12 protein-coding genes, 1 tRNA gene and 2 pseudogenes are annotated in these 13,472 nt (G+C 62.8%); 8 read left to right on the top strand and 7 right to left on the bottom strand.

The window, feature by feature from the left end; genetic code table 11:
- Window positions 1-66 precede the first annotated feature (66 nt).
- The 5 genes and pseudogenes from Q1V43_RS11130 (at window position 67) to Q1V43_RS16620 (ending at window position 3,443) form a co-directional block, all read left to right on the top strand.
- Window positions 67-651 (top strand): heme NO-binding domain-containing protein, encoded by a 585-nt coding sequence (locus Q1V43_RS11130; protein ID WP_300517784.1) that lies wholly within the window; start codon window positions 67-69, stop codon window positions 649-651.
- Window positions 652-653: 2 nt separating this feature from the next.
- The gene (locus Q1V43_RS11125) at window positions 654-1,733 is read left to right on the top strand and encodes a diguanylate cyclase (RefSeq protein ID WP_300517782.1); all 1,080 of its coding nucleotides are present in this window, start codon (window positions 654-656) and stop codon (window positions 1,731-1,733) included.
- A gap of 273 nt (window positions 1,734-2,006) precedes the next feature.
- Window positions 2,007-2,135 (top strand): hypothetical protein, encoded by a 129-nt coding sequence (locus Q1V43_RS11120; protein ID WP_300517780.1) that lies wholly within the window; start codon window positions 2,007-2,009, stop codon window positions 2,133-2,135.
- A 110-nt stretch (window positions 2,136-2,245) separates the two neighbouring features.
- Window positions 2,246-2,698 (top strand): annotated as a pseudogene (locus Q1V43_RS11115) (TRAP transporter large permease subunit); the annotation flags it as partial.
- Between the two features lie 385 nt (window positions 2,699-3,083).
- Complete coding sequence (locus tag Q1V43_RS16620) at window positions 3,084-3,443, top strand: tyrosine-type recombinase/integrase (protein WP_366146218.1); 360 nt, start codon at window positions 3,084-3,086, stop codon at window positions 3,441-3,443.
- Here the strand turns inward: Q1V43_RS16620 and Q1V43_RS11110 are convergent.
- A tRNA-Glu gene (locus tag Q1V43_RS11110) sits at window positions 3,403-3,477 on the bottom strand. The two genes, Q1V43_RS16620 and Q1V43_RS11110, sit on opposite strands and share 41 nt — an antisense overlap.
- A 167-nt stretch (window positions 3,478-3,644) precedes the next feature.
- Here Q1V43_RS11110 and Q1V43_RS11105 point away from each other — a divergent pair.
- On the top strand, window positions 3,645-4,298 hold the full coding sequence (locus tag Q1V43_RS11105; RefSeq protein ID WP_300517777.1) for a DsbA family oxidoreductase: 654 nt from the start codon (window positions 3,645-3,647) through the stop codon (window positions 4,296-4,298).
- Window positions 4,299-4,391: 93 nt separating this feature from the next.
- Window positions 4,392-5,057, top strand: a pseudogene (locus Q1V43_RS11100) (aminotransferase class III-fold pyridoxal phosphate-dependent enzyme); the annotation flags it as partial.
- 19 nt (window positions 5,058-5,076) lie between these two features.
- On the opposite strand, the gene Q1V43_RS11095 reads toward Q1V43_RS11100, so the two are convergent.
- Window positions 5,077-6,084 carry an AraC family transcriptional regulator gene (locus Q1V43_RS11095; protein ID WP_300517774.1) on the bottom strand — a complete coding sequence of 336 codons (1,008 nt, stop codon included), beginning with the start codon at window positions 6,082-6,084 and terminating at the stop codon, window positions 5,077-5,079.
- Between the two features lie 120 nt (window positions 6,085-6,204).
- Between Q1V43_RS11095 and Q1V43_RS11090 the strand changes: the two genes are divergently transcribed.
- Window positions 6,205-7,350, top strand: a complete 1,146-nt coding sequence (locus tag Q1V43_RS11090) for an acyl-CoA dehydrogenase family protein (protein ID WP_300517771.1) — start codon at window positions 6,205-6,207, stop codon at window positions 7,348-7,350.
- 154 nt (window positions 7,351-7,504) lie between these two features.
- Here the strand turns inward: Q1V43_RS11090 and zwf are convergent, their stop codons facing one another.
- The 5 genes from zwf to Q1V43_RS11065 all read right to left on the bottom strand — a co-directional run bounded on the left by zwf (window position 7,505) and on the right by Q1V43_RS11065 (window position 13,465).
- Window positions 7,505-8,956, bottom strand: a complete 1,452-nt coding sequence (zwf, locus tag Q1V43_RS11085; protein WP_300517769.1) for a glucose-6-phosphate dehydrogenase — start codon at window positions 8,954-8,956, stop codon at window positions 7,505-7,507.
- Between the two features lie 175 nt (window positions 8,957-9,131).
- Window positions 9,132-10,058, bottom strand: a complete 927-nt coding sequence (locus Q1V43_RS11080) for a carbohydrate kinase (protein ID WP_300517765.1) — start codon at window positions 10,056-10,058, stop codon at window positions 9,132-9,134.
- Complete coding sequence (locus tag Q1V43_RS11075) at window positions 10,055-11,572, bottom strand: mannitol dehydrogenase family protein (RefSeq protein ID WP_300517764.1); 1,518 nt, start codon at window positions 11,570-11,572, stop codon at window positions 10,055-10,057. The genes Q1V43_RS11080 and Q1V43_RS11075 overlap by 4 nt, the downstream gene beginning before the upstream one ends.
- Window positions 11,573-11,614: 42 nt before the next feature.
- Entirely contained in the window at window positions 11,615-12,622 is a 1,008-nt protein-coding gene (locus Q1V43_RS11070) for an ABC transporter ATP-binding protein (RefSeq protein WP_300517763.1), read from the bottom strand.
- 12 nt (window positions 12,623-12,634) lie between these two features.
- A complete protein-coding gene (locus Q1V43_RS11065; RefSeq protein ID WP_300517762.1) occupies window positions 12,635-13,465 on the bottom strand; it encodes a carbohydrate ABC transporter permease in 831 nt (276 codons plus the stop codon).
- Window positions 13,466-13,472 lie beyond the last annotated feature (7 nt).

Here is a 13,472-nt window from a genome sequence, read left to right as displayed (position 1 = left end):
AAAGGAAAGAACTGTTTCTTAACACCTGGTCCGTAATCTGCCGGAAAGAAGCAGAGGGTGAGACACATGCACGGTCTGATCAACAGGTCGTTGGAAAACTTCCTCCGCCGCACCTATGGCAACGGACTCTGGGTCGCCGTGATGGAGGATATTGATTGCGAGTTCGAAAGCTTCGAACCGATGTTCGTCTATGAGGATGCGCTGACGAACCAGGTGCTGGACGCGGCTTCTCTGCGGCTTGAGAAGACGCGCGCGGACCTGCTTGAGGATCTCGGGACCTTCATGGTGACGCACGAAAGCTCGGAGCGGGTGCGCCGACTGTTGCGATTCGGCGGCGTGGACTACGAGGATTTCCTGCATTCGCTGGATGAGCTGCCCGGGCGCGCCCGTTTGGCGGTGCAGGAGCTGGAATTGCCCGAACTGGAGCTGTTGGAGCACGGCAATGGCGAATTCACCCTGACCGTGTCCTGTCGGATCGCCGGCTTCGCCCATGCATTCATCGGCATGATGCGTGGTCTCGCAGATGATTATGGTGCCCTGGCGTTGCTGGATTACGTCGGCCGCTCGGGGGGCGTGGAAACGATTTCGATCCGTCTGCTGGACACCGGTTTCCAGAAAGGCCGGACCTTCAACCTGGCAGCGGGGACATGAGGATGAGCACACCCGTAATGCAGACCGGCAACATCGTGATGGGGGTCGCCAATCTCGACCGGTTGATGCCGATGCACCTGTTGGTGGATGCGCGTGGCCTGATCCGGCATGTCGGCCCCACATTGGCAAAGGTGCTGCCCCTGCCAGACATGGTGGGGCAGAGCTTTCTGCGTGCCTTCGCCCTGCGCCGCCCGCGTAAAATCCGGTCGATAACCGATGTCCGTGAAAACGAGGGGGTCAAGATTCATGTGCGCCTGCATGACGAACATGCAACCCAGCTGGTTGGCACAGCGGTCTGCCTGCCCGGTGAGGGCATGGTCCTGCTGAACCTCAGTTTCGGGATTTCGGTGGTAGAGGCCGTGGCCCGCTACGGGTTGGCGGGGTCGGATTTTCCCGCCACGGACCTGACGCTGGAATTGCTCTATCTGGTCGAGTCCAAGTCGGCTGCACAGGCCGCCAGCGGCCAGCTGTCCACGAAGCTGCGGGGCGAGAAGGACGCGGCCGTCGCGCGGGCCGGATCGGACATGTTGACCGGGCTGGCCAACCGTCTGTCGCTGAACGAAGTGCTGCATCGGTTGATCAGCCGGCGGATGCCCTTCGCGCTGGTGCATCTCGACCTGGATCACTTCAAGGCGGTAAACGACACGCTGGGGCATGCAGCCGGGGATCACGTATTGCAGGAAGTGTCCCGGATTCTGCTCGAAGAAACCCGTGCCGACGACACGGTCGCCCGGGTCGGGGGGGATGAATTCGTCCTGGTGTTCCCGGGCCTGACCGAACGTGCTCTTCTTTTGACCATCGCGCAGCGCATGATCTTCCGACTTGAACAGCCGTTCGACTTCCGAGGGGAACCCTGCCGCATCTCGGCCAGTATTGGCATGGTTGAAAGCACGCTCTATGCCCGACCGGTCGCCGAACAGATGCTCGAGGATGCGGATATTGCGCTCTACGCTTCTAAATATGGGGGACGGGCGCAGGCCACATTTTTCGAAAAGGCGATGGCGGGCGGCGAAGGCCATGCTGCCGGCCGGGAGGATGTCATTCTTTCGGATCTTGCCGACGGCAACGAAGCGGCCGTATAGGGGCGGAGACCCGAAAGAGGCTGCATCGTCAGGCGGGCGCAACCGGGATGCCCGGGTGTTGGATCACCCCGGCAAGCGCGGGACGTGAACAGGCGTGCGTTTGCATGCGGCCCCTTGACCCGTTTCTCAGGAATATTTTCTGTCGGGACAAAACGACCAACCCAAGCCGGATTGGCTGGCCGGTTGAGCGGCAGGAGCGGAATTGGCACCAGGACGCGATTTCCTTCATGCCAGACGGGCAGTTGCGGGCCACCATGTCTCTCATGCAACCGCATGAGCCGGGAGGAAAACCAAGCGACGCATTCTGAACCGGACGCCGGTCCCTTGCCCTTCCTGCGCAACGACGAACGACCCGCCGCCGTGCCGCTGGTGGCCAATGCCGCCACCCAGACCGGGATTTAAGCAAAGCATGTATCCAGGCATGTCCCAAGCTGCGACAGGCAAGGGGCAGGGATATGGAACCGATTGCAAACGGCCTTGTAGTTTCGGGCGGTCGGCTGGTCCCGGTGCGTCTGGGCATTGGCATGGCGGTCACGATCAAGGGCTTCGGCCCGGCGGATTCAGGTTTCACCCGGAAAGGGCGCCTTGTGTCTCTGCCGCCCGCGCGTCCCACCGTCTTTGTCGTCGTGATGATCTTCCCCTTCGTCTACACCCCCTTTGGCGGCGATGCCTGGGGCTGCCCGACCGAGGGCGGGGTGATCGGCGCCTTCGTCGTCGTGCTCAAGGCGCTCATTCGCGGCATCCGGTCGGCGGAACTGATGGACATGCATCCGCAGACCGCGATAATGTAGGTGATGATCTTCACCATCATCCGGGGAGTGCTGATTTACGTGCGGTTCCCGGGTTTTGCCGACCTGCCGGGCGCGTTTTCGCACTGGCTCACGTCGCTTGAGATGTCGCCGATGCTGATCCCTGTCATGATCCTGCTGGCCTATGCGGTTCCGGGCATGTTCATGGAAGCGATCATCATCGCCCTGCTTGTGGCCTTGCCGAGGATGGAAAACGGGGGGCTTGAAGCCATGGTGTATGAGTTGATGCACTGGAACCCGACACAGGTCGGATTGACGTGGGATAGCCTGCGGTATCCTCCGGTGACAGAACACCTGCGCCAGCAAGCAGGTATGGGTCTCCACGGTCCCGCTGAACGGTTGGTCGCAATCCTCGAAAACGGCGTGCTTGAGGGGCGTACGGGCGACGGCGATGTGTTCCACTACGACCTCTGTGAGGATGAGCCGGTCAAGGTCGCCCGCCACCATTTGGTTGCGGCGTTGAACACGAACGGTGAACGCGGGAACCGGTGACGAGACCTACATCGTAACTGAGTACGGCAAGCCGTTTTCGACGAAGGGGATGGGGAACAAGTTCCGGGATTGGTGCGATGCGGCTGGTCTGCCGAAAAAATGCGCGATGCATGGGCTTCGCAAAGCAGGATCGGTCGCCATGGCGGAGAGCGGAGCAACGGCGCACGAGATAATGGCCGTTACGGGGCATCAGACTCTTTCTGAAGCCCAGCGCTACACTGAAGACGCGAACCGCCGCAAACTTGCCTTCCAACAATTCGAACGCAGGGAGCCGGAACGCAAAAAAGTCCCACTTCCCAGCGTCGAAGACGATAGTGGGACTATTGCCGACGCTGACTCCTTGGAAAACAACGCTTTTCTGAAGGATGTGGCAGCCCGTAGGGGAATCGAACCCCTCTTTCCAGGTTGAAAACCTGGCGTCCTAACCGATAGACGAACGGGCCACGCTGTGGTGAGGCGGGTTCTAGGGAAAACACCGGTAGGGCGCAAGAGGGATTTTGTGCGAAAGCCGGTTTTTCTTGCCCGGGGCGTCGCCAGAAACCCTCGGGCGCCAGCTAGGTTTCCCGCTGCACCGGCCCTATGTTAGTCACATGTTTGCAAGGAACCCGCCATGACCGCTCAGGCATCGCTTCGCGTGGACATCGTCTCGGATGTCGTCTGCCCCTGGTGTGCGGTGGGCTATAACCAGCTGGCCAGGGCCGCCGAGGCCCGTGCGGTTGCCTTGGAACTGCATTGGCACCCGTTCGAGCTCAACCCGCAGATGCCGGAGGAGGGGGAGAACCTGCAGGAGCATCTGGCCGCCAAATACGGCACCAGCGCCGCGGAATCCCTGGCCGCGCGTGACCGGTTGACCGCGCTGGGGGCGGAGGTGGGCTTTACCTTCGCATTCTCCGACGACATGCGCATGGTCAACACCTTCCGGGCCCATCAACTGATCGACTGGGCGGCGGCGCAGGGCAGGGCGCATGAGGTCAAACTGGCGCTTTTCACCGCCTATTTCACCCGGCGCGCCGATCTGGCGGACCCGCAGGTGTTGGCCGATGTAGCGGCGGGCCTGGAGTTTGACCGTGGCGCGGTCCTGAAGATGCTGGAGGTCGGCAGCCATGCCGCCACGGTACGCGAAAAGGAGCAGTTCTGGACCAGCCGTGGCGTGACCGGCGTGCCCGCGATGATCTTTGACAAGCAACACCTTGTGAGTGGTGCGCAGGGTGTAAAGACCTACGGTCGCATCCTGGATCACCTCCTGTCCGAACAGTCCGCCTGACCTTCCACAAGCGCCGCCTGTGGGGATGCGAAACGACGTTCCGCAACGCATGGCGCTGCCGGATTCTCGATGGGAATTCGGCGCTTCGGGAGCGCGGGCAGGGGCGCGGGGTTTATTGCCGAAACATTCCCCTCGGTCGGCGGGCAGATCATCCCGCCAAAGGCCTATCTGACTGCGGTATATGAGAAAATTCGTGCGACGCGCGGGTTGTGCATCGCTGATGAAGTGCAGACCGGCCTGGGTTGTCTGGGCGGCTGTTACCTCGGGTTCGAACAGCAGGGCGCGGTACCGGACAATGTCATCATGGGCAAACCCATCGGTAATGGCCACCATCCGGGAAATTGCCGAAAGCTTCGACAACGGGATCGGGTTCTTTTTTTTCTTTCGGCGGCTTGACCCTGTCCTGCCGCATCGGCGAGGAGGTTCTGAATATCGTCGATGATGAAGGCTTGCAGGAAACGCGCGGGTGATGGGCGCGCGCCTGATTGCGGGCCTGCGCAAACTGGAAGCGGCATACGCCTGCGTCGGCGACGTGTGCGGCATGGGGTTGTTTCTGGGGGGGGTGAACTGATCCGCCCGCATGGGTCCGAGGCCACGGAAATCTGCGCCCATGTCAAGAACCGCATGTGGGATCACCTCATCCTGATCGGCAGCGCGGGGGGCTGGGACAATGTCCTGAAAAACCGTCCGCCCCTGACCATCAAAGCCGGGGACGTGGACGTGATCTTTTCCGTACTGGACCGTATCCTGCAAGAGGTCGAGCCGCGCCAGGCCCTAATCACGCCTTTGAATCCCGGGTCCGCATCGCCGTCGGGGTCGTGTCGAACCAGCGGTGAAAGGCACGGAAAAAGGCGCTGGGTTCGGCGTAGCCCACCCGCGCGGCGATCTCGGCCACCGGCAGGTCGGTCTTTTTCAGAAGCGAGACGGCGAGGTTACGGCGGCGTTCCTCCTTGATCTCGCCAAAGCTCTGGCCTTCCTCCTTCAGCCGCCGGTGCAGGGTCGAAGGGGACAGGCCCAGCCTTGCGGCAATCTCGTCCAGGCTGGCCCAGGCCTCCGCATCGCCGGTCGACAGCTCCGCCACCACCCGCGCCTTGATCCCGTCCCCATGGCGATAGCCGGACAGAAAAGCGGTCGGGGCGGTGCGCAGGAAGCTCTTCAAGGCGCGCTCGTTTCGGTTCACCGGCTTGCGCAGGTATTTACGCTCGAAACTCATGCGCCCTTGCTTGGCGCCGAACCGGACCGGTACGCCGAAGAAATCGCCGTAGTCGTTGGTGCCGTCGGGTTCGGTGCAGCGAAACTGCATCTGGCGGATCGGGATACGTTCGCCGACCAGCCAGCAGTTCAGGCTGTGCAGGATGATGAAATAGACCCGATAGGCGAAGGCCGACCGGGGCGGGCCGCTTTCGGACAGCGTGACATGGGCCAGACGTCCGTCGATGGTGAGCCGCCCCGAGGGCTCATCCAGCAGGATTGTCAGGAAACGCAGGGCGCGCGCCAGGGCGACTTCCAGGCTGGCGGCCTGCCGGGTGGCATGGCCCAGCAGGGTAAAACTGCCCGGTCGCATGGGGCGGGCACCCAGCCCGAAGAACTCGTCCTGCATGCGAAAGGACAGCTCCAGCCAGATGCGCCCGAACCCATCCGCATCCAGCCGGTCAAGGGCGTCGCCATCCAGGCCCAGCTCGTCCAGCAGCGCGGCCATGTCGACCCCCGCCACACGGCCGCATTCGATCGCCTCCGCGACGAAGGCGGGTGGAATCAGGCTTGGAAGGGGCGGGGTCTGGGGCATGGTATTTTCTGTCAGAATTCTGAAAGATATTGGCATCGCCTGCGACAGGTTTCAATTCTATCCTTGACCCGAACCTATTTCCGCGCCGGATCACCGCCCGGATCACCGAAGGAGACCCACATGCTGGACGAAACCCAAGCCGCCATCCGCGACATGGCCCGCCAATTTGCCCGCGACCGCCTGTGGCCGGGCGCCGAGGAACGTGATCGCACCGGCGAGTTTCCCCGCGAAGTCCTGAACGAGATGGGCGAGCTGGGCTTTCTGGGTATGGTCGTGCCCGAGGAGTACGACGGCATCGCCTTGGACACTGTCACCTATGCCAGCGTGATCGAGGAGATTGCCGCGGGTGATGGGGCCTGTTCGACTATCCTGTCGGTGCATAGTTCGGTCGGCTGCGGGCCGATCGTGAAATACGGCAGCGAGGAGCAGAAGAAGAAATACCTGCCGAAACTGGCCAGCGGTGAGTGGATCGGCGGCTTTGCCCTGACCGAACCGCAGGCGGGGTCCGACGCCTCGAAGTTGCGCACCACGGCGGTGCGGGATGGCGATCATTACGTGCTGAACGGGTCGAAGCAGTTCATCACCTCGGGCAGCCAGGGCGGCATGATCATCGTCTTTGCCGTGACCGACAAGGCCGCCGGGTCCAAGGGCATCAGCGCCTTTATCGTCGAAACCGATACCCCCGGCTACGAGGTCGTGCGGGTCGAGGAAAAGCTGGGCATTCACTGTTCGGATACCTGCCAGCTGTCCTTCGAGAACATGCGCGTGCCCGCCGAGAACCTTCTGGGCGCCGAGGGCCAGGGCTATCGCATCGCGCTGGCCAACCTCGAGGCGGGCCGGATCGGCATCGCTTCGCAGGCGGTCGGCATGGCGCGACGGGCGCTGGAACTGGCGATCGAATACGCCCAGGAGCGCAAGGCTTTCGGCGTAGAGATCGCCAAGCATCAGGCGGTCGGTTTCCGTCTGGCGGACATGGCCACCAAGGTCGAAGCGGCACGCCAGATGGTGCTGCATGCGGCCCGGGTGAAGGACGCGGGCCTGCCGGCGCTGCGCGAGGCCTCGATGGCCAAGCTCTTTGCGTCGGAAATAGCCGAAGAGGTCTGTTCGGCCGCGATCCAGACCTATGGCGGCTACGGCTACCTGCGCGACCACCCGGTCGAACGCATCTATCGCGACGCGCGCATTACCCAGATCTACGAGGGCACCAGCGACATCCAGCGCCTGGTCATCGCGCGGGACATCCTGGCCAATCCGGACAAGCTCTGAGCGTTCATTTCGTGTGATTACAGGGCCTTGCGTGGGAAACCTCGCAAGGCCCTTCTGTTTTCACCCGCGTGCAAACGCAGCGTGACCCACTTGCAGACCTGTTTCCGCCGGGGGCGCCCGTTACCGGCCAGGCCGCCCAAAGCCACTGTGTGACCTAGCCCTCGACCTCGCGCCAGCGTCGGCCATCGCGATGCAAAAGCATCAGAGCGTCCTCGGGGCCGGAGCCGCCGGGGTCATAGGGCGCGGGGACAAGCCCCGCCTCGTCCCAGCCGGAAATAAGCGGATCGGCCCAGGCCCAAGCCGCCTCGACCTCGTCGCCACGCATGAACAGGGTCTGGTCGCCGCGGATCACATCCATGATGAGGCGCTCGTAGGCATCCTGCGGTTCGGCAGGCTGGTCCAGCGCGTCGGCAAAGGTCATGTCCAGCGACACTTCGGCAAGGCGGAAACCGCCGGGGCCGGGCTCCTTGATCGTGTTGCGAAGCGTGATGCCTTCGTCCGGTTGCAGCCGGATGATCAAGGCATTGCCGCGCCGCCCTTCCATCTTGGGAAAGATCATGTGCGGCGGGTCGCGGAAAACGATGGCGATCTCGGAGGCGCGGGCACGGAGCTTTTTGCCCGTGCGCAGGTAGAACGGCGTACCCGCCCAGCGCCAGTTGCCGATATTGACCTTGATCGCGACGAAGCTCTCGGTGCGGCTCCTGGGGTTGCCGGCATGATCGCGATAGCTGCCCGCCGCGCCTTGCGCCCGGTATTGGCCACGTACGATGTCGGATTGCGCCACCGGCTCCAGCGCCTCGATGATCTTCACCTTTTCGTCTCGCACCGAGTCGGAGGTGAATTTCGACGGCGGCTCCATGGCGGTCAGGCACAGGAGCTGCATCAGGTGGTTCTGCACCATGTCCCGCATGGCACCGGATTGATCATAATATTCGCCGCGCCCCTCGACGCCGAGGCTTTCGGCGACGGTGATCTGGACATGGTCAACATGGGTCGAATTCCACAGCGGTTCCCACAGGGAATTGGCAAAACGCAGCGCCATCAGATTCTGCACGGTTTCCTTGCCGAGGTAATGGTCGATCCGGTAGATCTGATGCTCGTCGAAGCTCTGGCGCAGATCGGCATTGAGCGCTTTGGCCGAGGCCAGGTCATGGCCGAACGGTTTCTCGACCACGATGCGGCTGTCCCGGGTGGCGATCCCGTGATCCTTCAACCGGCTCGCAATCGGGCCGAACAGGGCGGGCGAAACCGACAGGTAGAAGGCGCGCACGGTGTCCGGGCGCAGCGCCCCTGCCAGCGCGTTCCAGCCGTCCGTTCCGGCCGCATCGACCCGCACATAGTCGATCTTGTCCAAAAAACTCTCGAGCAACTCGCCCCGGTCCAGGGCGACGGGAGAAAATTCGAGAAGGCTCGTCCGGGTCAGGTCGACAAAGGCCTCCCGGTCCATGTCGGATCGCGCCGTGCCGATGATCCTTGCCTCCTGTGGCATCTGCCCGACGACGAACCGATGGAACAGCCCCGGCAGGATTTTCCGACGGGCCAGATCCCCGGTCGCGCCGAAGAGGACAAGGTCAAAGGGATCAACCGGTATGACGCGCGATACCATGGGTCAGCTTACCTGTTCGCGTGTTTCGGCAGACCGCAATGGCGTTCCGATCCGGCGGCCGCTGCTGATCAAGACGCCACGGTCAATGCGACCAAACCTGTTGATGACAGTCCCAGTCGTCAGGCCGGAGGTGGCGCTGGTATTGCCGCAGTGGAAAGCCAGGGAAATCGGCATGTCACAGCTCTCTCGCCCAGGGGGGATTGGCGCCGGTGCGCGATACGGTAACAGCGGCCACCTTGGCGCCGTGTTCCATCGCCAACCGCAGCGTGTCAGTGGTCAGGTTTTGCAGATGTGCCTTGGTGAGGCAGCCCAACTCGGACAGCTTGGCCAGCACCCCCGCGTTGAAAGTATCGCCCGCGCCAACGGTATCCGCGATTTCGGCCCGTTCCGCGGCAACCCGCACTTCCGAGCCATCCGCGAGGAAGCCGGTCGCGCCTTCGCCGCCGCGGGTCAGGATGACGGCGGACGGACCCTTTTCGAGAAGCACCGACACTTTCTCGTGCAGGGAAAGCGGGCTGGGCAGAAGCCAGTTGAGGTCTTCGTCCGAAACCTTGACGATATCCGCATGTGATATCATGCGGTCCAGCCGGGAGCGGTAGCGGACGATATCCTTGATGAACCGGGGGCGGATATTTGGGTCGATCATGACCGCGCGCCCTCTGGATTCGCGCGCCAGAAGCGTCGAATAGGCGTCGGCCGCGGGTTCGCAGGCAAGGCTGATCCCGCCGAAAAACAGGGTCGAGACCTCGCTGGACAGTGCAGGGAAATCGGCCTGGTCCAACATGCGCCCGGCAGAGTTTTCATCGAAGAAGCAATAGGTCGCGTGGCCATCGACGAGGCGGACAAAGGCCAGTGTCGTGGGCCTGTCCGAAAGAACCACATGCGACGTGTCGACATGGCTGGCCTTGAGGGATTCCGCAAGCTGGCGCCCGAACATGTCGCTCGACAACCCGGTCAGCATGCCGGTCTGCACGCCAAGCCGCCCCAGGGCAATCGCGGTATTGAACACCGCCCCGCCGGAATGGGGGACGAACCCGTCCGGGCCGGACCCGGTCGGGGTAGGGATCATGTCGATCAGGGCTTCTCCGCAGCAGAGGATCATTGTACCGCTCCTGTTTGACAGTCTCGGATATAGGCCTCGAGGGTAGCCGCTGTGCCCTGGTTCCAGATCATGTCGAGCCAGCGGCAGAAATCCGCCGAAAATCGCGGGTTTTCGGCAAGATCGCCATAGATCGCCGACTGTTCGAGCCATGCCATCGGACGCTCTCTTGCGGCCTCGGCGGCGGCGGAGAGCCGCGGCCAGATCGGATCGTTCGCTTCGATCACCGAGCCATCCTCGCGCGTGCCCGCGCACATGCGCGCCCACAGGGCCTCGACAAGGGCAAGTCCGGCGACCGGCCCTCCCGCCGCCAGCGCATCGCGCAGGATCGGAAAGATGAAACCGGGATGACGCGACGACCCGTCAAAGGCAACGCGGCGGGTCGTGTCAAGGATAGCGGGGTTGGAAAACCTGCGCGCGATCAGCTCGGCGTAAGCTGCCGGCGTCATGCCCGGCACCGCTGCGACATAGGGCGCGATCTCTTCAAGTTCGACCTTTTGAAACAGCGCGGAAACCAGCGGGTGGGCCATGCAATCCGCGATCGTCGCGATCCCCAGAAGTTCGCCCGCACCGGACAGAACCTGGTGCCCGGCGTTCAGGATGCGGATTTTCATGGTCTCGAAATCATGCACGGCGTCGGTGAAGATCGCCCCGGCCCTGTCCCAATCCGGGCGGCCTGCGCAGAAGTCGTCTTCGATCACCCATTGGCGGTAATTTTCATGGGTGACGGGGGCGGCATCCTCGATCCCCATCTTGCGCACCAGGTCCAGTTCGGCCGGGCCGGTGGCAGGCACGATGCAATCGACCATCGAATTCGGGAAGCTGCAAGACGCGTCGATCCAGGCGGCCAGTTCCGGGTCGCCAGCCCGTGCCAGCGACACCACCGCCTGCCGGGTAATGGCACCGTTGCCACGCAGATTGTCACAGCTTTGCACGGTTAGGGGGCCATGGCCCGCCGCCCGGCGCAGGCGCAGCGCGGCGACAATGGCGCCAAACACGGTGCGGGGGCGATCGGGTTGCGCGACATCATGTTGAATGTCGGGATGCGAGGCATCAAAGCCGCCATCGACCTGGTCCATGAAATAACCGCTTTCAGTGACGGTAAGGGAAACGATACGGATTGCCGGATCGGCGATCTGACCGATCAGCGGACCGTTGCCTTCTTCGATCGGCAGGTAGTCGATCATGGGGCCGATGACCTCGGCCGAGGTGTTGTCTGGCGACAGCTCTATCAGGGTGGTCAGGCAGTCCTGTTCGATCAGCCGGTTTCGCATGTCGGCATCATAAGGGCGCACCCCCGCGCCGATGATTGCCCAATCCTGCGCCAGCCCGTGCTGCATCAGCCGATGCAGATACCAGGCCTGATGTGCCCGATGGAAATTCCCCAGACCGACATGCACGATCCCGGGCCTGAGCGCCGCGCGATCGTAGTTCGGGCGCGCGACCGCATCCGGCAAGGCATGCAGCGATGCATTCGAAAGCGGGAGGCCCGTATGATGTGTCGGGGAGGGTTCCATCTGCTCACCTTTCGTCAAACAATGGCTGGGAAGGCCTGTGCCTTATGGAATTCTCAGCCCCTCGGCGTCGAACTTGTGGATCAGATCCTCGCGCGGGGTCAGGAAGACGGTGTCGCCATGGCGCACCGCGAATTCTCCGTCGACACGCACGGTCATGGTTTCCCCTTCATTGCCCTCCGGGTGGACATAAAGGAACGTGTCCGACCCAAGATGCTCTGCAACGCCGACAGTCGCTTTCCATGCGCCTTCGTCGGTCGAGATGTTCAGGTGTTCGGGACGGATGCCGATGGAGTGCGCCCCGTATTTGGCAGCCGCTTCCCCCTCCAGGAAGTTCATCTTGGGCGATCCGATGAAACCGGCCACGAAGCGGTTGCAAGGCGTGTTGTAAAGCTCAAGCGGGCTGCCGACCTGTTCGATCACGCCGGCCTGCAACACGACGATCTTGTCGGCCATGGTCATGGCTTCGACCTGGTCGTGGGTGACGTAGATCATCGTGGTCTTCAGCCGTTCGTGCAGTTCGGAAATCTCCAGGCGCATCCCGACCCGCAGCGCGGCGTCGAGGTTCGAGAGCGGCTCGTCGAACAGGAAGGCGGCGGGTTCGCGGACAATGGCCCGGCCAATCGCTACCCGCTGACGCTGGCCACCCGACAACTGGCCGGGACGGCGATCAAGATAGTCCGTCAGGTTCAGCGCCGTGGTGGCGGCTTCGATGCGTCTGTCCTGTTCGTCCTGCGCAATGCCGGCCATCTTCATCGGAAAGGCAATGTTCTTGCGCACCGACATGTGCGGGTAGAGCGCGTAGGACTGGAACACCATGGCCAGGCCGCGTTTGGCGGGGGGCACGTTGGTGGCGTCCTGGCTGTCGATGCGGATCTGTCCCGAGGTGATGTCCTCCAGCCCCGCGATCAGGCGCAGCAGGGTGGACTTGCCGCAGCCCGAGGGGCCGACAAAGACCGTGAACTCTCCGTCCTCGATGGTCAGGTCCAGCGGCGGGATGACTTCAACGTCTCCGAAACTCTTGGAGACCTGATCCAGTGTGATGCGTCCCATGTGTCTGTCTCCTTATTTCACGGCGCCGAAGGTCAGGCCGCTGACGAGTTGTTTCTGGCTGAACCAGCCAAGGACCAGGATTGGCGCGATGGCCATGGTCGAGGCCGCGCTGAGCTTGGCGTAGAACAGGCCTTCGGGGCTGGAATAGCTGGCGATGAAGGCTGTGAGCGGGGCCGCCTTGGCGGCGGTGAGGTTGAGCGTCCAGAAGGCTTCGTTCCAGGCCAGGATCACGTTCAAGAGAAGCGTCGAGGCGATGCCGGGAATGGCCATCGGGGTGAGGATGTAGATCACCTCTTCGCGCAGGCTGGCGCCGTCCATCCGGGCCGCTTCGAGGATTTCGCCGGGGATCTCCTTGAAGTAGGTGTAGAGCATCCAGACGATGATCGGCAGGTTGATCAGCATCAAGACGATCGTCAGGCCGACCCGGGTGTCCAGGATCCCCAGCTTGATGAACAGCAGGTAGATCGGATAGAGCACGCCAACCGCAGGCAGCATCTTGGTCGACAGCATCCACATCAGGATGTCCTTGGTCCGTTTCGAGGGCACGAAGGCCATGGACCAGGCCGCCGGAACGGCGATGATGATGCCAAGGATGGTCGAGCCGCCGGCGATGATGATCGAGTTCCACAGGAAGCGGGCGTAGTTCGAGCGCTCCAGGACGGCGGTATAGTTTTCCAGCGTCCATTCGAAGCCCACGAAGACCGGCGGGTCTGCGATTGCGGTGGCCTCGGTCTTGAAGCTGGTGAGAATGGTCCACAGGATCGGGAAGAAGATCAGCAGGCCAATGCCCCAGGCGAAGGCGGTGTTCAGGGCCTTGCGTTGCGTTGTGGTCGAGCGAGCCATGAGTAAC

Source organism: Aliiroseovarius sp. (assembly GCF_030148435.1).
Lineage (GTDB): Bacteria > Pseudomonadota > Alphaproteobacteria > Rhodobacterales > Rhodobacteraceae > JASBTN01.
This window is presented reverse-complemented; position numbering and strand designations above follow the sequence as displayed.

Bases quoted from the DNA above. Each gene is read 5' to 3' on its own strand.
- Q1V43_RS11130 (WP_300517784.1), top strand. From the start codon at position 67: ATGCACGGTCTGATCAACAGGTCGTTGGAAAACTTCCTCCGCCGCACC.
- Q1V43_RS11125 (WP_300517782.1), top strand. From the start codon at position 654: ATGAGCACACCCGTAATGCAGACCGGCAACATCGTGATGGGGGTCGCC.
- Q1V43_RS11120 (WP_300517780.1), top strand. From the start codon at position 2,007: ATGAGCCGGGAGGAAAACCAAGCGACGCATTCTGAACCGGACGCCGGT.
- Q1V43_RS16620 (WP_366146218.1), top strand. From the start codon at position 3,084: ATGGGGAACAAGTTCCGGGATTGGTGCGATGCGGCTGGTCTGCCGAAA.
- Q1V43_RS11105 (WP_300517777.1), top strand. From the start codon at position 3,645: ATGACCGCTCAGGCATCGCTTCGCGTGGACATCGTCTCGGATGTCGTC.
- Q1V43_RS11095 (WP_300517774.1), bottom strand. From the start codon at position 6,084: ATGCCCCAGACCCCGCCCCTTCCAAGCCTGATTCCACCCGCCTTCGTC.
- Q1V43_RS11090 (WP_300517771.1), top strand. From the start codon at position 6,205: ATGCTGGACGAAACCCAAGCCGCCATCCGCGACATGGCCCGCCAATTT.
- zwf (WP_300517769.1), bottom strand. From the start codon at position 8,956: ATGGTATCGCGCGTCATACCGGTTGATCCCTTTGACCTTGTCCTCTTC.
- Q1V43_RS11080 (WP_300517765.1), bottom strand. From the start codon at position 10,058: ATGATCCTCTGCTGCGGAGAAGCCCTGATCGACATGATCCCTACCCCG.
- Q1V43_RS11075 (WP_300517764.1), bottom strand. From the start codon at position 11,572: ATGGAACCCTCCCCGACACATCATACGGGCCTCCCGCTTTCGAATGCA.
- Q1V43_RS11070 (WP_300517763.1), bottom strand. From the start codon at position 12,622: ATGGGACGCATCACACTGGATCAGGTCTCCAAGAGTTTCGGAGACGTT.
- Q1V43_RS11065 (WP_300517762.1), bottom strand. From the start codon at position 13,465: ATGGCTCGCTCGACCACAACGCAACGCAAGGCCCTGAACACCGCCTTC.